Source organism: Geopsychrobacter electrodiphilus DSM 16401, assembly GCF_000384395.1.
Lineage (GTDB): Bacteria > Desulfobacterota > Desulfuromonadia > Desulfuromonadales > Geopsychrobacteraceae > Geopsychrobacter > Geopsychrobacter electrodiphilus.
This window is the reverse complement of record NZ_ARWE01000001.1, coordinates 395,597-414,343: the sequence shown is the minus strand read 5'-3', so window position 1 is coordinate 414,343 and position 18,747 is coordinate 395,597. Positions and strand designations below refer to the sequence as shown.

14 protein-coding genes and 1 riboswitch are annotated in these 18,747 nt (G+C 56.8%); of the genes, 12 read left to right on the top strand and 2 right to left on the bottom strand.

Annotated features, from left to right (window positions below):
* Positions 1 to 341 precede the first annotated feature (341 nt).
* From proV to D888_RS22800, 9 genes are all read left to right on the top strand, one after another.
* Positions 342 to 1,568 (top strand): glycine betaine/L-proline ABC transporter ATP-binding protein ProV, encoded by a 1,227-nt coding sequence (gene proV / locus D888_RS0101935; protein ID WP_020674837.1) that lies wholly within the window; start codon positions 342 to 344, stop codon positions 1,566 to 1,568.
* A 23-nt stretch (positions 1,569 to 1,591) separates the two neighbouring features.
* Positions 1,592 to 2,431: an ABC transporter permease gene (locus tag D888_RS0101930; RefSeq protein WP_020674836.1), complete on the top strand. Its 840-nt coding sequence runs from the start codon at positions 1,592 to 1,594 to the stop codon at positions 2,429 to 2,431.
* Between the two features lie 55 nt (positions 2,432 to 2,486).
* On the top strand, positions 2,487 to 3,491 hold the full coding sequence (gene proX, locus D888_RS0101925) for a glycine betaine/L-proline ABC transporter substrate-binding protein ProX (protein WP_342666813.1): 1,005 nt from the start codon (positions 2,487 to 2,489) through the stop codon (positions 3,489 to 3,491).
* Between the two features lie 75 nt (positions 3,492 to 3,566).
* Positions 3,567 to 4,646, top strand: coding sequence for a KamA family radical SAM protein (locus D888_RS0101920; protein WP_020674834.1), 1,080 nt, complete (start codon positions 3,567 to 3,569; stop codon positions 4,644 to 4,646).
* Positions 4,647 to 4,945: 299 nt separating this feature from the next.
* Entirely contained in the window at positions 4,946 to 7,183 is a 2,238-nt protein-coding gene (gene ggpS / locus D888_RS0101915; protein ID WP_425402578.1) for a glucosylglycerol-phosphate synthase, read from the top strand.
* Positions 7,183 to 8,073 carry a carbohydrate kinase family protein gene (locus D888_RS0101910; protein WP_020674832.1) on the top strand — a complete coding sequence of 297 codons (891 nt, stop codon included), beginning with the start codon at positions 7,183 to 7,185 and terminating at the stop codon, positions 8,071 to 8,073. The genes ggpS and D888_RS0101910 overlap by 1 nt, the downstream gene beginning before the upstream one ends.
* Entirely contained in the window at positions 8,061 to 9,335 is a 1,275-nt protein-coding gene (locus D888_RS0101905) for a family 4 glycosyl hydrolase (protein ID WP_020674831.1), read from the top strand. The genes D888_RS0101910 and D888_RS0101905 overlap by 13 nt, the downstream gene beginning before the upstream one ends.
* Positions 9,332 to 10,168 carry a PIG-L deacetylase family protein gene (locus D888_RS0101900; RefSeq protein WP_020674830.1) on the top strand — a complete coding sequence of 279 codons (837 nt, stop codon included), beginning with the start codon at positions 9,332 to 9,334 and terminating at the stop codon, positions 10,166 to 10,168. The genes D888_RS0101905 and D888_RS0101900 overlap by 4 nt, the downstream gene beginning before the upstream one ends.
* Before the next feature lie 2 nt (positions 10,169 to 10,170).
* The gene (locus tag D888_RS22800; protein ID WP_020674829.1) at positions 10,171 to 11,190 is read left to right on the top strand and encodes an SIS domain-containing protein; all 1,020 of its coding nucleotides are present in this window, start codon (positions 10,171 to 10,173) and stop codon (positions 11,188 to 11,190) included.
* 61 nt (positions 11,191 to 11,251) lie between these two features.
* Here D888_RS22800 and D888_RS0101890 read toward each other — a convergent pair whose 3' ends face one another.
* Together D888_RS0101890 and glpK are read right to left on the bottom strand one after the other, a co-directional pair.
* The gene (locus D888_RS0101890) at positions 11,252 to 12,043 is read right to left on the bottom strand and encodes an SDR family NAD(P)-dependent oxidoreductase (RefSeq protein WP_020674828.1); all 792 of its coding nucleotides are present in this window, start codon (positions 12,041 to 12,043) and stop codon (positions 11,252 to 11,254) included.
* A 14-nt stretch (positions 12,044 to 12,057) separates the two neighbouring features.
* Positions 12,058 to 13,551 (bottom strand): glycerol kinase GlpK, encoded by a 1,494-nt coding sequence (gene glpK / locus D888_RS0101885; RefSeq protein WP_020674827.1) that lies wholly within the window; start codon positions 13,549 to 13,551, stop codon positions 12,058 to 12,060.
* 121 nt (positions 13,552 to 13,672) lie between these two features.
* Here glpK and D888_RS0101880 point away from each other — a divergent pair, with 121 nt between their 5' ends.
* From D888_RS0101880 to D888_RS0101870, 3 genes are all read left to right on the top strand, one after another.
* Positions 13,673 to 15,289 (top strand): glycerol-3-phosphate dehydrogenase/oxidase, encoded by a 1,617-nt coding sequence (locus D888_RS0101880; RefSeq protein ID WP_020674826.1) that lies wholly within the window; start codon positions 13,673 to 13,675, stop codon positions 15,287 to 15,289.
* Between the two features lie 224 nt (positions 15,290 to 15,513).
* Positions 15,514 to 16,920 carry a radical SAM protein gene (locus D888_RS20420; protein ID WP_020674825.1) on the top strand — a complete coding sequence of 469 codons (1,407 nt, stop codon included), beginning with the start codon at positions 15,514 to 15,516 and terminating at the stop codon, positions 16,918 to 16,920.
* Positions 16,921 to 17,161: 241 nt separating this feature from the next.
* Positions 17,162 to 18,364 (top strand): L-serine ammonia-lyase, iron-sulfur-dependent, subunit alpha, encoded by a 1,203-nt coding sequence (locus D888_RS0101870; protein WP_026362172.1) that lies wholly within the window; start codon positions 17,162 to 17,164, stop codon positions 18,362 to 18,364.
* Positions 18,365 to 18,599: 235 nt separating this feature from the next.
* A riboswitch (cyclic di-GMP riboswitch) is annotated at positions 18,600 to 18,689 on the top strand.
* Positions 18,690 to 18,747: the final 58 nt, after the last annotated feature.

Genomic DNA, 18,747 nt, shown 5'->3' with positions numbered 1-18,747 from the left:
ATCATGATCTGAGAATAAGGCGGCATCCTGCCAGGGTGTATCAGCCTTTTCCCGCAAGGAGATCGTCAAGAAAGTTACCCCGTGTAACGCTTCGCAGATCTCCATTTCTTTCAGAGTAGCGCTCGATTCTCGCAGTTCCTGCAGAAACGGGTCGCGGGTCGCTCTGCCCTCTTAAAAACAAAATAGTCCGACCTAAACCAACCTGCAACCGAACGCAGACCACATCCAGTCTAACCCCACTCACTATTCGGTTGAGGTCGGGAAACTTCCACATGTGCGTAACGCCGCTTAATACGGGTCGAAATCCCATCGGCAACCACCTGTTTTACAAGGAGAATTAATTGAGTCCCAGCGTAAAAATTTCAGTAAAAAATCTCTATAAAATTTTTGGCCCACATCCAAAAAAAGCCATGAGCTTGCTCAAACAAGGACTGGACAAAGACGCTATTTTTAAAAAAACCGAAACCACCGTCGGCGTGCAGGATGCCAGTTTCGAAATCTATACCGGCGAGATCTTTGTCATCATGGGGCTCTCAGGGTCGGGCAAGTCAACCATGGTGCGCATGCTCAACCGCCTTATTGAACCGACAACCGGGGAGGTTTTGATTGATGATGAAAATATCATCAGCATGGACAATAACCAGTTGATCAAAATGCGCCGCAAGAAGATGAGCATGGTGTTTCAATCCTTTGCCCTGATGCCACATATGACCGTGTTGCAGAACGCTGCTTTCGGTTTGGAAATGGACGGTATCGACAAAACGACCCGCGAGGCACGCGCCTTACAGGCGCTGGAACAGGTCGGCCTTGAAGCCTGGGCGGCAAGTATGCCGAACGAACTCTCCGGCGGCATGCAGCAGCGGGTTGGCCTGGCACGTGGACTGGCGGTTGATCCCGATATCCTGCTGATGGACGAGGCCTTCTCGGCTCTCGATCCTCTGATCCGCACCGAGATGCAGGATGAATTGCTGAAGTTGCAGGCCAAATCCAAACGCACCATTGTCTTTATCTCGCATGACCTCGATGAGGCGATGCGCATCGGCGACCGAATCGCCATTATGGAGGGGGGCCGCGTAGTTCAGGTCGGCACCCCGGAAGAGATTCTGCAAAATCCGGCCGATGACTATGTGCGCGCCTTCTTCCGTGGCGTTGATCAGACCAACATCCTTTCTGCCGGAGACATCGCCAGCGACTCCCAAGTCACAATTATCGTCACCGACGGTAAGGGAATCCGCCCCGCCTTGCAGCGCCTGATCAAAAATGACCGTGATTACGGCTATGTTCTCGATAGCAATCATCAATTTCAAGGGATCGTCTCGACGGACTCCCTGAGGGAATTGCTCGATCGGCCGGAATATCCTCAAATTCTTGCCAGCGCTTACCTGCCCGATGTGACCCCTGCTCGGATCAGTGATTCGATGCAAGATATTCTGCCCGAAGTTGCCAACCACCCCTGGCCGTTACCGGTCTTAGATGAAACTGGCAAATATCAGGGCGCCGTCTCCAAGAACCTGTTTCTGCGCACCCTGCACCGTACCGAACAGGCTGAAACCGAAACCGCAGAATAACCTAAAACTTAAGAGATAATTCAATGCATATATTTGATTTTACCACTCAACTGATTCCGCTTGATGAATGGGTGCAGTCCGCCGTCGATTGGCTTGTACTTAATTACCGCGAATATTTTCAAATTATCAAGGCGCCGGTCGAGCTAAGTCTCGAAGGGCTGCAATGGCTGTTCGCCAGTGTCCCGCCGTTTGTATTTATCCTGATTTTTGCTGCTCTCGCCTGGCGTTATGCCGGCAAGCGAGTGACCGTTTTTACCATCTTGACCTTCGTGTTGATCGGTTATCTCGGGCTTTGGGACTACACCATGACCACGCTGGCGATGGTAATCTGCGCCGTGGTTTTCTGTGCGGTGGTCGGGATTCCCCTCGGCATCATGGCGGGTCGAAGTGACCGTTTTGAGATGTATCTGCGCCCCTGTCTCGATGTCATGCAGACCACCCCGCCCTTCGTCTATCTGGTACCAGTGGTGATGTTGTTCAGTATCGGCACCGTCTCAGGAATCCTGGCGACCATTGTGTTTGCCCTGCCGCCGATCATCCGCCTGACCAGCCTCGGTATTCGCCAGGTTCACCCCGAACTGGTCGAAGCTGCGATCGCCTTTGGCGCCACCCCCTGGCAGGTCTTGCGCAAAGTCCAGTTCCCGCTCGCCATGCCCTCGGTCATGGCCGGGCTCAACCAGACGATCATGATGGCCCTGTCGATGGTCGTTATCGCCGCATTGATCGGCGCTGGAGGTCTGGGAAATCCGGTGGTTCAAGGTTTGAACACCCTGGAGATCGGCCTGGCCACCATCGGCGGCCTGGCGATTGTGCTGCTAGCGATGGTCCTGGATCGGATCACCCAGGGTATAGGTAAGAGATAACTTATAAGTTCAATTCACACCTCACTCTAAAAAAGGAAAAAACATGAAACGAATTATGCTCGTCCTGTTACTTCTGTCATTTACAATCCCCGCGTTTGCGGTAAACCAACTGCCCGGCAAGGGGGTCAAGGTCCAACCGGCCAGAGCGACCTGGAACACCGGCTACTTTCAGGAAGCCCTGGTACGTGAAGGCCTGAAGGAGCTTGGCTACAAGGTTGAAAAACCCAAAGACTTAACCAATCCGCTTTTTTACCAATCTCTCGCACTGGGCGACCTCGACTACTGGACCAACGGCTGGTTCCCGGTCCACAATGGTCAGTTACCGAAGAACTTCTATGAAAAGGCCGAAAAGGTAGGTTATGTCGTTAAAGCCGGCGGGCTCCAAGGCTACCTAGTTTCGAAAAAGGAAGTTGATAAATTCAATATCAAATCACTCGCAGATTTCAAACGCCCCGAAGTCAAGGCGGCCTTTGATGCCAACGGCGACGGCAAAGCCGATCTAACCGCCTGCCCCGCCGGTTGGGGTTGTGAAGGGACGATCGCCCACCACATGAAGGTCTATGGCCTTGAGGATGACATCAACCTGATCAAAGCCGCCTACTCGGCAAGCATGGCCGATGCTCTGGCGCGGTACAATGCTGGCAAACCGGCATTCTTCTATACCTGGGCACCAAACTGGACCGTCTTCAAATTCAAGCCCGGCAAAGATGTCATGTGGATCAACGTGCCCGAGATCAACCCGACTGAAGCGCAAAAACCGATGGTCGATCGCCTGACCGTCAGTGGTGTCGATGGCGCGGTCAGCGATCCAATCAAACTCGGGTTTGTGGTCGCCGACATCCGGATAGTCGCCAACAAGAATTTTTTAGCCAAGAACCCTGCGGCGAAAGAATTTTTTAAGGTCTTTACCCTGCCATTGGGTGACATTAACGAGCAAAACACCAAGATGCAGAACGGCGAAAAGTCGCAGAAAGATATCGAGCGCCACGTAAAAGAGTGGATCAAAAAGAATCAGAGTACCTGGGATGCATGGCTGGCAGCAGCGCGTAACGCCGCTTAAGTAAAACGCTGATAAAACCAAACCGGCCGAAGGACAAAATCCTCCGGCCGGTTTTTTTTTGAAAGGAAAGTTTCAATGCAAGAACCATGGGTTCACCAGATTCAGAATCAGGTCAACACCCTGGAAAAACTCGAAACCTATATCAATGTCTCTGACGGTGAAAAGGAGGCGATCCGGTCTTTAAACACCAAATGGGGGACCACCCCTTATTTTGCCTCATTGATGGACAGGGACGATCCAAACTGCCCGATACGCATGCAGGTGATTCCTTCGATGCAGGAAAAGGTCAATGAATTCGGCATGGATGATTACCTGATGTTCAAGGAGAACCGTGATACCACCGAGGTTCGCCCCGACAGCATCGCACGGCAGTACACCGACCGTATCGCCTTTACCGTCATCCAGGAATGCGGCATCTACTGCCGTCACTGTTTCCGTAAAGAGCTGGTCGTCGATCAGGATCTACAGCTGCGCTTTGATGTTGAAGAAGGCCTGGCCTGGATTCGCGAACACGAGGAGATCCGCGACGTGCTGATCACCGGAGGCGATCCCCTGCTGCTGCCAGATGATAAATTGGGATACCTGATCAGCAGCCTGCGCACCATCCCCCATATTCAGATGATCCGCATCGGCTCACGCCTGCCGATCGTTCTGCCGCAACGGATTACCGAGGGCCTGAAAAAAGCGATCGGCGGATTTCATAAGGTGCCGGTCTGGATCAATACCCAATGCAACCACCCCAAGGAAATTACCGCTGAGACTGAAAAAGCCGTGTTTGACCTGATGAGTTGCGGCATCAACGTCGGAAATCAGGCGGTGCTGCTAAAGGGGATAAACGATGACGTGCCGACCTTCAAAGAGCTGCATCAGAAACTATTGCGCACCCGGATCCGTCCCTATTACCTGTTCTACTGCGAAGCGGCTCCGGGGATCGATCATTTTCGCACCCCGGTCGAAAAAGGAGCCGAACTGATCCGTGACGCCCTGCGCGGTCACACCACCGGTCTGGCCCAGCCGATGTACGTGCTGGCGACCAATATCGGCAAAATTCCGCTGATGCCGAACTATTCGATTACGGATAAAAACGACAAGGAATACACGCTGACGAACCATAAGGGGGAAACCACCCGAATTCCGAATATTTTGGAGAGTTAAAAAGGAGGGGCTTCCCCAAAACTTAACTGAGGATAGAGGCGGAGCAAGCGCCCCGGGCATATCGAGGTCTTTTTCAAACACACCAGCAACCACCTAGCTTAGCCAGAAAATTTCAGGCAACGACGGAGGCCCACACAAGGGTTGTCCTGGTCGAGATCATAAGACCAGATCAGGATGTACGAATAACGACCCGCAAGCTGGGCGCCCTGCTTCATGCCGGGTGCGGTGGAATCTCACCGCACTATTCCATCAGAAGGAGAAGCAATTTGCACTTAATCAATAAACCGCAACCGCTCATCATGACCAATAAACTGGTGTTGGCAACTGACCTTGACGGTACCTTGCTCGCAGGAACCCAAGAAACGCGACGACGGATCCGCGACCTGTTCAGTGGTGGTTTGGCGGGAGCGAAATTGATTTATGTCTCCGGCCGCGGCTTAGAGTCGATCATCCCGCTGCTCAGCGATTCGACGCTGCCGCAGCCCGACTACATTATTGCTGATGTCGGCGCGACGGTTATGCATGGCGACCTGAGCCCGGTCGATCCGCTCCACCATGACATCGCCGCCCGCTGGCCCGGTTCGCAATATGTCCTGCAGCAGCTCGCCAAGTTTCCGCTGTTGCATCGACAAACGGTGCCCCAGGAGCGACGCTGCTCGTTTTTCGTTAATGAGGGCGGGATCAGCGACGAATTACGCGCGGCGGTTGAGGACCTTGATTGCGACCTGCTCTTTTCCGCAAACCGCTATCTCGACGTCCTGCCGCGGGGCGTCAATAAAGGCGCCACACTGCAACAGCTTGCCGAGAGCGAAGGCTTTGACCTGGATTCAGTCGTTGTCGCCGGTGACACCTTAAACGACCTCTCCATGTACACCAGCGGCTTTCGCGGAGTGGTCGTCGGTGGCGCCGAACCCGCGTTGATTGAGCGGGTGCGCAAAATGCCGCGCGTCTATATTGCCACGGAGCAAGGTTGCGGTGGAATCCTGGCCGGGCTGGCACACCATGGAACCCAGATTGAAAGTACGCGCAAGGCTCAACGCCTGATGGATGAGCGCGGCGAAGCCGAACTGGTCATGGTCTATCACCGGCCGCCATTTGACGAGGTGGTTAAAGATGGGGTGGTTCTACAGAAACGGCCAAAAAGTCCCAATGGCATCATTCCGACGCTGCTCGGTTTTTTTGCCGGTGCGCGCCACGGCTCGTGGGTGGCCTGGTCGCTGCAGGCCAGTCGCGCCCCCAAAGGTTTCATTCAGCATGTCGCGGTTGACAGCAAGCGCTACCCGAACCTGCAAGTCGCCCGGATTGCGCTGACAGAAGAGGATGTCGATCTCTTTTACAAGAAATTTTCGAAGGAGGCGTTCTGGCCGATTATTTTCACCTTTCCGAGCATTGCAAAATTTAATCAGGCCCACTGGGAACGCTACCTTGACGTGAACCGCATCTTCGCCGAGCAGGCGGCACAAGAAGCCGCCGAAGGGGCGATTATCTGGATTCATGATTATAATTTGTGGATGGTCCCGGCGTTTTTGCGGCCACTGCGGCCGGACCTGCGTATCGCTTTTTTCCACCACACCGCCTTCCCCTCCAGCGACGTATTCAACATTCTCCCCTGGCGACGCGAGATCATTGGCAGCCTGCTACAGTGTGATTATGTCGGCTTTCATATCCCTCGCTATGTCGAAAACTTCGTCGATGCGGTGCGTTCCTACTCACCGCTTGAGGTCCTCGAAACAATCTCCTGCGCGCCGGCGTTTGTGACCTACGGATGCGCCCTGGGCGTCGATTCAATGACCTCGGCCATCGAGGTTTCCGGTCGTCGCGTGGCACTGGGAGCCCATCCTGTAGGGATTGATGTCGGGGTCATCGCAGAAATCGTCAAGAAGCCCGCCGTGCAGAAGAAGATCACCAGCATCAAGGCGTTGCTAGGCGGCGTCAAGGGGATCGTTTCGATCGAACGGCTGGACTACGTCAAGGGGTCCCTCGAAAAACTGCAAGCCTTCGAACATCTGCTCGAGGATCACCCGGAACTGCGCGGTAGCGTTACCCTGCTCAATATCATCACGCCTGCAGCCCCCGGCATGGAGATTTATGAAAGCCTGCGAATTGAGGTCGATCGGATCGTTGGCCGCATCAATGGCCGTTTCGCAACCATTGAGTGGACACCCGTGCACTATTTCTATCGCTCCCTCCCTTACGCAGAGGTCATTGCGCACTACGCGGCCTGCGATGTTGCCTGGATCACGCCACTGCGAGACGGGCTTAATCTGGTGGCCAAGGAATATGTCGCCACAAAAAGCGTCACCGAAACTCCTGGGGTTCTGGTTCTTTCAGAATTTGCCGGCGCAGCAGTCGAACTGCATGGGGCGCTGCTGACCAATCCCTACGATGCCGACTCTATGTCGAAAACCCTCCATCAAGCACTCACTATGGGTGCGGATGAGATGACCTATCGTTGCCAACGGATGGCCGCCATCGTCACCGAAAACGACGTGGTGAACTGGGGTGAAAAATTTATGCAAGCCGTGCGGAGCGTCTGATGACCGAACGCGAAACTGATCTTGTCGTTGTCGGGATGGCCTATTTTGAGGTCTTTGTCCCACCTCACCAACGCCCACCCGCAGGGGAAGAGCTGTTCGTTGACGGCATACAACTGGCCTTGGGTGGAGCGCTCAACAGTGCGACGGTCGCTGCTGCCCTCGGATTGCAGGTCTGCCTGTGCGTCCCGCTGGGACAGGGCATCGTTGATCAAGCGGTGGTGCTGCTGGCAAAACGTCTGGGGATCAGGCTCGAACCACTCGCGGCGAGCGATAACCCGGCCATTTCGCTGGTCTTCTCCAATTCAAGTGACCGCTCTTTCGTGAGCACGAGCGAGTTTGAGGTTCTGACCAAGGTTAAGCAGCTCCCCAAAAGTCGCTGGATACACGTGCCGGGCCTGGAAGAGGCTGATCGACTTGAAGAGCCTCTGGCGCAAGCACGGCGGGATGGGGCACGAATTTCAGTCAGTGGCAGTTGGAGCCCAGGCCGACTGGACCAGCTTGCCAGGCGCAACAGCCCCGCCTGGGATCTGCTGGTTCTCAACGAGAAAGAAGCGCTGAGGGCCTGTAGCGATGTCGCCACGGCACCACAGCGTTTGGCCGGTGCAGCAGATTCGGTGCTGGTCACCCTCGCGGCCAACGGTGTTTGCGGCGGACTTGAGGGAACGGCGATACAAAACCGGGCAGTGAAAACCCTGGTCCTTGATCCAACCGGAGCCGGCGACGCCTTCTGTGGCGGTGTGATTGCAGGTCTGCTGCGCGGTGCCACACCCAAGGCAGCGGTAGAGCTCGGTACCGATGCGGCGGCACGAATTCTAAAGCAAACTGGTGGTCTGATCACGGATCCCAGCATTATGGCTGACTTAAGCGAAGGGACTTTATGCAAACCTTAAGTATATTGGGGGGCGGTAGCGCCTACACCCCGGGGCTGCTGCAGGCGTTAATTCTGCACGCAGCTGAATTGCCGTTGAAAACCGTGCGGCTGTACGATACCGATGTCGACCGGCTGGCGATTGTCGCACGACTCACCAGCGCCATGGCCCGCAACGCCGGGGTCTTTAACGTCGAGGTTGCCGACTCCCTCGAAGCGGCCATTGAAGGGGCGGACCTGATTCTTAACTCAACCCGCCCAGGGGGCCTTAAGGCCCGCCGCATTGATGAAACCCTGCCGCTGGAGTTTGACATTCCCGGCCAGGAGACTGTTGGCCCGGGTGGTTTCTTCTTTGCCCTGCGCTCAGTACCGGAAGCCTTACGCGTCGCGACCAAGGTGAAAGCCCTGGCGCCACAGGCGCTCATCCTCAACTACACCAACCCGAGTAACATTGTGACCCAGGCCCTGGTCGATCAGGGTGGCGTGAAAGTGATCGGTCTCTGCGATCAATCGGATGAAGACCTGCAGGCCATCGTCCAGGCGCTCGGCGCTCAGGCCCCTTATCATTTTCGCTGTAACGGTCTCAACCACGCCACCTGGTACAGCGATATCCTGCTTGATGGTGCCCCGTTAGGGGAAATGTCGGCACCGCTGGTGGCACCGCCGGAGTTCGATGAAGAGCACAAACTGCGCTTTGAATTCTCCCGGCATTTAGCCGAGGAGAATCCCGGGTACTGGCCAAACTCTTATCTGCCCTATTATCTGTTCCCCGCAGCCTTTGTCTCCCAGGCAGAGCGCGTCGGACCGCGCAGCGATGTGGTAGCGGCGTCGCTGGACAGGTACTATGCCCACTTTAAGAGCGAAGGGAAAAGCGCAACGCCGCACCTGCGCACCTATCGCGGTTCGGCGGGATTCGGGGATTTAGCCGTCAATGTGATTCGGGCCCTGGCGTCACCTACCCCCCACGAGCTGGTGCTGAACCTGCCCAACCAGGGGGCGACGCTCGCTTTTGCCGCCGATACGGTCATCGAGACGCGCGTAAGGGTCTCAAGCGACGGGATCGAGCGGCTGGCGGCACCTGATCTGCCTGTCCCTTTTACGGGCCTCGCCACACAGCTTGAACGCTACCAGCGACTCACCGCGCAAGCCGCGGCAAACGGCAACCCGCAGGCACTGGTCGCCGCGCTGGCCGCTAATCCGCTGGTCGGCGAGGAGGCGATTGCCCGGAGCATGCTGGCCCGTGCCCGAGAAGTCTATGGGGATTTGCTGCCGAGCGCCCTATGAAGACACTCCCCTTACTTGAACGCTTTGACTGGAGTGAATTTGAGCGGGTGGTGATTTTATCCCCCCACCTGGACGACGCCGCGTTGAGCTGCGGTGGCTTACTCCACGCCCTGCGCGATCGGGTCTCAACCCTGGTGGTCAGTGTCAGTTGTGCCACCCCACGCGTTCTGACCAGCAAGGGCAACAGCAAGATTTCACACCGCCGGGGTTACGTCAGTTCTCAGACCCGGCGGCGCGAAGATATCGCAGCCATGCACTCGGTTGACACCGACTTCGTCCATCTCGGCTTTGCCGACGGCATTTATCGTCGCAGCCCATTGACCGGCAAACTGATTTATCTCAGTGCTCGCGAACGCTGGATATCGCCACGCATCGAAGACCTGGCGCACAGCGAGGAGCTCTATCTGGTGCTGCGCCGCCTGTGTCTTAATCTGGGCAAAATTCTGCTCTTGAGCCCTCTGGGTATCGGGCATCATGTTGATCATCAGATCTGCGCGCAAGTGGCGGTTCGCCTGGCTGCGGCTGGGGCCATACTGCTGTTTTACGAAGATTTCCCCTACGTGGCCGATACGCGTATCGGCCGCGGCGACCAGGATAGCCCTCTGCAGGCACTCGCCCGTCTGCAACGGTCCCCCGCCGGGCACTACGCCGTACCGGTTGATGTCGAAGAAAAGCTGGCAGTGCTCCGTCACTATCCCAGTCAGATACCCGCTTTATTTGGCGATGACGTGGGCATGCGTGCCCGTATCCTTGGTCATCAACATAACAATGTGCCGAGCGAGTTTTACTGGCGGGCCAAGGCGCTTGAAACCACCCCCTCGAAGGAGAAATGACCATGTTGACATCAACGAGTTATATGGCTCAAGAAGCGCGCACGGCACCGCAAATGCTGCGTGCAGAAGCCGCACGCTGGCAGCGCGAAGCCACCAGGATTCGCCAATTGGTCGCAGATCGGCCACGGGTGGTGCTGATCGGGCGTGGCAGTTCAGGGAACGTCTGCACCTTTGCCGCCTACCTGTTTACCCTGCAAACCGGACATCAACCGGTTGAGTTTCGACCCTGGCTTACGACACAGCCTCTGCCAGATGCCGACTGGAGTGATGCCGTGGTCTACGCGTTTTCCTATTCGGGGAGATCAACTGATGTCGCTGCGAGCGCCGAATGGCTGAAGAAACGGGGTGCGCTGGTGGTCGCCATTTCAGAAGCTGACGCGGCCGATGCCTATGTGCTGAAATCTGCGCAACATGTGCTGCGCCTGGGCTGCGGTCCTGAGCTCGCCGTACCTGCGACCAAGAGTGTTATCGCCCAATTCTTCATCGCCGCGGCACTGGCTGGATATGAGATTGAGGTGGCGGCAGCACAGCTGGCGGATTGCATGTTGAGCATCGATGCCGCTGGTGTACCCACCAAACTTGCCGAATTTCTAACCGGTGCCCGCACTGTCACCTGGCTGGCACGCGGCCCTTCGGTTGCCGGGGCACTGGATGCCGCGCTGAAGCTGCAGGAGTCCGTCGGCATTCCAGCTTTCGCTTATTCAACCGCCGAATACCTGCACGGCCCGATTGCGGTAGCCAGCCCGCAAGACCGGGTGGTGCTTTTCACAGCGGCCGATGAACCAATGGACAGCCAGGAGGCAGTGACCACCGCCTTGTTGGCGCGTTCGGTGCCTTCTCTCTGTTTAGGCTGTGAGCAGACACCAGCGGCGCACCTGCAAATGCCGTTTCCTGAGGTACGCTGGGCGCGCACTCCACTTTTAGCCTATATCTCACAGCTCACCTGCGTCGCCCTGGCTGAACACTACGGCATCAACCCCGATGAACATCCTGCACTGCGCAAGGTCACGGAAACGCATTGATATTTCGCGCGGCACAAAGCCGCGCATTTTCGTTATGGAGTTCCTGAATATTGGACCCTGTTCAAGCCATTAATTGGCCACCGTTGATCTCGATAACCTGACCCGTCACATAACCGCTCAGACTCGGGCAGGCCAGATAGAGAGCAGTCCCTGCGCAGTCATTTGGCTCGCCAAGGCGCTGCAAGGGGATGCCGACCCGCGTTTTTTCGAGTTTTTCACGGTTAGAAAACAGTTCGTGAAAGGCGGTGTCGATGGTGCCTGGCGAGATCGCGTTGACCCGGATGTTCCGCTCCGCCAGTTCGCGAGCCAGGGAGCGGGTCAAGGTGCTGACAAAGGCCTTGGAGGCGCTGTAGATTGAAGACCCCGGGCTGCCGCCGGTGCGCGCCGAGATGGAACTGACGTTGATAATGCAACCTGCCCCCTGCAGGGTAAAAATGGGGAGCGCAGCGCGGCAGGCCGTAACGACCGAACGGGCATTGAGGGCAAAAACCTGCTCGATAAAATCATCATCCACCTCTTCCAGGGTGCGTCTGGCGATCATACTGCCGGCGTTATTGACCAGGATATCGAGACGCCCGAAATGCGCTATGGCCTTGGCTACGGTGGCCGTAACTTCAGGACTTGAACCAAAATCAGCCTGCAGGCTCAAGGCCTCGCCGCCAGCAGCACAAATCCTTTGAGCCAGCGCTGAGATATCCTGTTTATCGCTGTGATGATAATGAATTGCGACCCTGGCTCCCTGCCGCCAGAAGGCTTCGGCGATCGCCGCGCCGATGCCGCTGCCGCCGCCGGTCACCAACACCACCTTGCCGGAGAGTTCGGCACGGAACAGATCGAAATTTTGTTCAGACATACTCCCTCCAGGGCTCAATTCTCCGCCTCCAAAACCCTTGATATCGCCTTCTCCCAGCCGCGCAACAGCTCTTTCCGCGCCGAGGGGGCAAGCCGCGGCGTGAACAGAGCGTCACCTTGCCAATGCTTTTTGATATCGGCCAACGACGTGAACAGACCGAACTGTACTCCCGCCAGATAAGCCGCGCCCAGTGCGGTTGTTTCGATGACGCGCGGTCGTTCGACCGAAATATCGAGAATATTCGCCAAAAACTGCAGAAACCAGTTATTCGTCACCATCCCGCCATCCACGCGCAAGCTCAGCGATCCTGTCTGGCTGTCACGTTTCATCGCCTCCATCAGATCATAGGTCTGATATCCCACCGATTCGAGGGTGGCGCGCGCAATTTCCGCAATGCCGGTATCGCGCGTCAGACCGAAGATCGCTCCACGGGCGTCAGGGTCCCAGTGAGGCGCGCCCAATCCGGTAAACGCCGGGACAAGATACACGCCACGGTTTGATTCGAGCCCCTGCGCCAGCCCCTCGACCTCACCGGCCGAGCCAATCAATTCAAGCCCGTCGCGAAGCCACTGGATCGCCGCCCCGGCAACAAAAATCGAACCTTCGATGGCGTAACTGGTCTTGCCGGCGATGCGATAGGCGACCGTGGTCAAGAGACGATTCTGCGAACGGAAGGCCTTCTCGCCGGTGTTCATCAAAACAAAACAACCGGTGCCGTAGGTGCTCTTGATCATCCCCGGCTCGATGCAGGCCTGGCCGATGGCAGCGGCCTGCTGATCCCCGGCGATGCCACCAATCGGAATGGCCCGGCCAAAGACACGCGCGTCGGTCGTGCCATAATCGGCGACACAGTCCTTCACCTCGGGGAGCAGTGCAGCAGGGATATTGAACAGTTCGAGCAGTGATTCATCCCATTTTTGTTCATGGATGTTGAACAGCAGGGTTCGAGAAGCATTGGTCGCATCCGTTGCGTGCACCTTCCCTCCAGTCAGCCGCCAGAGCAGAAAGCTGTCGATGGTGCCGAAGGCCAGATCCCCTTTTTCGGCCTTGGCCCGCGCGCCCTCGACATGCCCGAGAATCCAGTTTAACTTAGTACCAGAAAAATAAGGATCGAGGAGCAAGCCGGTCTTTTTAGCGACCTTCGCTTCATGTCCAGACCGTTTAAGCTCGGCACAATATTCAGCGGTGCGGCGATCCTGCCAGACAATCGCGTTGTAAAGCGGTTTGCCGGTTTTACGCTCCCAGATTATGGTGGTTTCGCGCTGAGTGGTGATGCCGATGCCGATGACCTGAATCCCTATCCGCTCGGCCTGTTGCAACGCGTCACGACAGACCGCCAGCACAGATTTCCAGATCTCCTCCGGGTCATGCTCGACCCAGCCATCCCGCGGGTAGATCTGACGAAATTCCTGCTGAGCCCGCGCAACACAGTGTCCGCTCTGGTCAAAAATCATCGCCCGGGAACTGGTCGTCCCCTGATCGATGGCAAGGATATGGCCTTCCCTCATAAGATGCCTCCATCTGAGTCAATTTGTGACATATTAAAGAATATCAAAGCGTTTACCTAATATGTTTCTATATTTGCTAGTATTGCCTAGTTGTCAGGAAAACACCAAATCAGGAGTAATCATGCAACGAAGCCAGTATCTCCAGCACTTAAAAGATGGCAGCAGCTACGACCTGCTGGTCATCGGCGGAGGCGCCACCGGTTGTGGCGTCGCACTGGATGCCGCCAGCCGGGGGCTGAAAGTGGCCCTGGTTGAGAAGAACGACTTCGCCGAAGGGACCAGCAGCCGCAGCACCAAACTGGTCCATGGCGGGGTGCGCTATCTGGAAATGGCGGTCAAAAAACTCGACCGGGTCCAGTACAATCTGGTGAAGGATGGTTTGCGCGAACGCTACACCCTGCTGAAGAACGCACCTCATTTGTCGAACCGGCTGGCGCTGGTTACTCCGCTCTACCGCTGGATCGACGTCCCCTATGTGTTCGCCGGACTCAAGCTCTACGATATCCTGGCGGGAAAACGCAGCGTCGGCCACAGTTGCCTGCTCAGTCGCAAGGAAGTCCTGCGCCGTTTCCCGACGGTAAAGGCCGAAGGGTTGAAGGCCGGGGTCCTCTATTACGACGGCCAGTTTCACGATGCACGCATGGCGCTCTCCCTGGCCCTGACCGCAGCCCAACAGGGTGCCGTAATCGCCAACCATGTGGCAGTCAAAGACCTCATCAAAGACGGGAGCAAAATCTGCGGCGTGCAGCTGTGCGATTCGTTAACTGGGAAAACCTGGCAGGTACGCGCCAAAGGTGTGATCAACGCAACCGGCCCCTTTACCGACCAGATCCGCAGGCTCGACAACCCGCAGGTACCTAAAATTCTGTCGGCCAGCAGCGGGATTCACATCATACTGGATAAGCGCTTCGCCCCACCTGACACCGGGCTGATGATCCCCCAGACTGAAGATGGCCGGGTGCTGTTCGTCCTGCCATGGGAAGATCATGCCCTGGTCGGCACCACTGACGAGCCGGCCGAAATCAGTGAGCACCCCAAGCCCCTTGAAGCTGAAATCGCCTACCTGCTGCGCCATGTGACGCGTTATTTTAACCTCAGCGTTGAGCGCTCGGATGTCAAGGCGGTCTGGTCCGGTTTGCGCCCGCTGGTCTCCGACCCCCAGGCGGTCGATACCGCCCGCCTGGCCCGTGATCATATTCTGGATTTGAGCCCGACCGGCCTGCTGACCATAGCCGGGGGGAAATGGACGACCTACCGCAAGATGGCTGAAGACACTGTGGATCATGCCCTGAAAAACTTCCAGCTGTCGCCAGCCATTCCAGCCTGCCAGACTGAAGGCCTGGCGATTATCGGCGGGGCCACCTATGCCGAAAAGGGAGATTTGGAGCTGAGCAGAAAATATGGTTTTGACACCGATGTCGCCGCCTATCTAAATCGCACCTACGGCGACCAGGCTGAGCATATCGCAATTCTGGCGAAGGAAGACGGCGGCAGACGTCTGGTCGAGAATCATCCGGTACTAGAGGCCGAAGTCCTCTATGCCGTACGCCATGAAATGGCCGAACGAGTCATTGATGTTCTGGCACGGCGCATGCCCCTGGCCCTGCTCGACACCCAGGCTGCACGCACCGCGGCACCACGCGTAATGGAGATCATGCAGACCGAACTCGGCTGGGACGAGCGACGCTGTAAGGAAGAGGAGTTGCTGACAGAAATACGCTTGACTGAAGCACTCTAACCTACAGCCTCGGGTTGAGCACGTACCGCCCAGGGCTCTCTTCTTATGCAGATGAGTGAATGACGCTCCGCCGCAATCGGCGGGGCGTTTTTGGTTCGTCTGCATTTCTTGATTGCAAAAAAACCGCGTTAAGCGCTAATAGCAGGACATCCGTAAGCTCGCCTTTTCCAGGCAAGCCCTCGCTGATTCAGGCGAACATATTTTCCCACTGGAGCTCCACATATATGCCCAACTTACCAGGGTTATCTCGTCGGCTGATCACCGGCAACGAGGACGAATTTGGCCTATACTATCGCGCCCTTAAATTTCCCGGCCGCCGGCGCCAGGTATCAGCGGACCGAAAGCGACAGGAGCTGCTCGCCTCACTGGCTGAGCAGCTGCAGTGGACAGCGGGTGGAACCAAACCACATATCGGCGAGCTCTCCCCCGGATGCCAGCAATGTGTCGCCGGTAACTGGTCCTGTCTGTTTATCAACGCCAGCTGCAACGCCAGCTGTTTTTATTGTCCCACCGCGCAGGACCGGGGTGAAATTCCGGCAACCAACAATCTGTCATTCAGGCACCCCCGGAGCTACACAACTTACCTGAAACGACTCGGTTTCAGCGGGTCCAGCATCAGCGGAGGTGAACCTCTGCTGACCCTGAACCGCACCCTGGCCTTTCTGCGCGCCGCACGCAAGGGACTGGGGAAACATGGTCACCTCTGGATGTACACCAACGGCATCCTGCTGACGCGTGAGATTGCCGGACAACTGGCAGAGGCGGGGCTCGATGAGATCCGTTTTGATATCGGCGCGACGGGCTACAAGTGCCATAAGATTGCCGAGGCCAAAGGGTTGATCCCGGTGATCAGCATTGAGATCCCAGCAGTTCCAGAAGCAGTTTCGACCCTCAAACAGGTCCTGCCGGAGCTGCCAGAACTTGGGGTTAATCACCTCAATCTTCACCAGTTGCGCCTGACCCAGCACAACTTCAGACAGATGAACGAGAGAAACTACACCTTCCTGCATGGCGAAAAGATTACCGTGCTCGATTCAGAACTGGCGGCACTCGAGATTCTCAGCTTTGTTCATCGCACTCAGCTAAACCTGCCAGTCAATTACTGTTCCTTTGTCTTCAAGCATCGCCATCAAAAAGCTGCCGCCCTGCGTCGCGTCGCCCAGTTAGACAAGCGCCCCTGGGAAACGGTCACCCGTGCGGGCTTCATCCGCAAACTCGCCCTCTGCGGGGAAGCGAAACAGCTCCAGCAGCAGGTTGAACTATGGCAGCAGACCGGCCAGGACACCGCGCTCTGGAACCTGTCCACAGCGGCTTCGCGCCTCGAGATATCGCCTCAACTTATCCCGCTGATCCGTTGGCACCGTCTGCGACTCACGGTCAGCTACGCTCAGGTTCAGCTCATGCAGGAAGGCAAGTTGGAACCGGACGAATGGACGATTCCCCTTGACTCTGGAGAGGTCGCGCGCGTCATTCGTCGTGCAGTCTCATCTGAGATATTACTTGGACCAACGGCAACCCGACAGTTTTCCGAAACATGGCTGGCAGAGGTCAGCCCGGCAAACGTCCCAGTCAGCCAGCGTATCTTCGGTAAATGGGAGCATATTCCAGAAGGGTTACAACCCTATTTTTAATCCGAACAGGGCTTAAATTCAGGACGTCCCATGATCTGAAGATTATTCCCCCTGGAGAGAGTTCAGCCACTGGCCGTGCTCGGGTTGGGGGTCCTTTTGATCGGTGCAATGTTGTTTTCGCTCTACCGCAAGCTGCGCGACACGCAAGATCTGGGATAGGGCCCCAGAAACCCGCCTGCAGTGAGATGAGGTATAGTGTCAGTGAGGCATTCACCTTTAAAGGATGACCGAAATGACCACGATGGAATCGATCCGCCAGCTTTATCGTATCGGCCAGGGCCCTTCGAGCAGCCACACCATGGCACCACGGACCGCCGCGCAGCTTTTTCTCAAGCGTCAGCCCAATGCGCCCGGCTACCGTGTGACCCTGTTCAGCAGCCTGGCCGCCACCGGTCGCGGTCATCTGACCGATCAGGCTCTGAATGAAAGCTTCTCTCCCCGGCCTCTGGAGATTGTCTGGTCTCCCGAGCAGCAACTCGCGCTGCACCCCAACGGCATGCGTTTTGAGAGCCTTTCGGCAACCGGAGATGTGCTTGCAAGCTGGGAGGTCTACAGCGTCGGCGGCGGCGCGCTGCTCGATCAGAGCGGACCGATTACCCAGACAACCCAGCCGGTTTATACCCTCACCTTACTGGCCGCAATTCTAAATCAGTGTGAAAAACAGGGAACCTCGCTCGTTGATTATGTTCAGGCCTGCGAGGGGGATGGAATTGAAGAGTATCTGGATCAGATCTGGGCGGCGATGCAGCTCTCCATCACGCGCGGTCTGCAGCAGGAGGGCGCCCTTCCCGGCGGCCTGGGCCTGGCGCGCAAGGCGCGATCCTTCTATCGCAAGGCCTCGCTCTTCGGTCCACATCTGAAACAGAACGGGCTGCTCTGCGCCTACGCCTACGCGGTCGCCGAAGAGAACGCCTGCGGTGGAACCATCGTCACCGCTCCAACCTGCGGCTCCTGCGGGGTGCTCCCCTCGGTGCTGCATTATCTGGATGAGAGCCTCGACTGCAGTCGGCAGGATATTCTGCACGCCCTGGCAGTTGCCGGTCTGATCGGCAATCTGGTCAAGACCAACGCCTCTATCTCCGGCGCCGAGGTCGGCTGTCAGGGGGAGATCGGCACCGCCTGTGCCATGGCGGCGGCGGCGGCGACCAGGCTGCATGGCGGCTCGCTGGCCCAGATCGAATACGCCGCCGAGATGGGGCTGGAACATCACCTCGGCCTGACCTGCGATCCGGTCGGCGGGCTGGTGCAGATACCCTGCATCGAGCGCAACGCCCATGCCGCCTCGCGTGCCCTCAGCTGCTGTCACTTTGCCCTTTTATCCGACGGCCAGCACAAGGTCTCCTTCGACACCATCGTCCGGGTCATGAAAGAGACCGGCCAGGCACTACCGGCCCTCTACCGCGAAACCTCAGGCGCGGGCATCGCCCAGGCCTATGAGCCCTAAACCAGGAGGGCATGACTAAGCCAGAAACAACGCAGACCGACACATCTCTGATCCATCCCGCCTGTGACGTCTGAAGATCCAGCAAAATCACCCATAAACACACACCCTGCCGTTGCGCTGCCCTAAATGAACAAACCAACCTTATGTGCCAATAGTAATTAATTTTTGTACACAGTTAAGAAGTTGACTTGACAGCTCAACAACGCCTGCTACAAATCCTAACAAAAGTACTGCAATCCCGAAAAGCCTAACTTCCCGTGAGGGGGGAACGGAAAGCGGCGGGTCTTTACTTCAAAAACTACGACAAGACGGCTGAGCTACCGAAGGATGATTTTATCTTTGGCGCCCGGCTTTTTTTGTCTGAGGTGGCTTTCCTCGCAAAG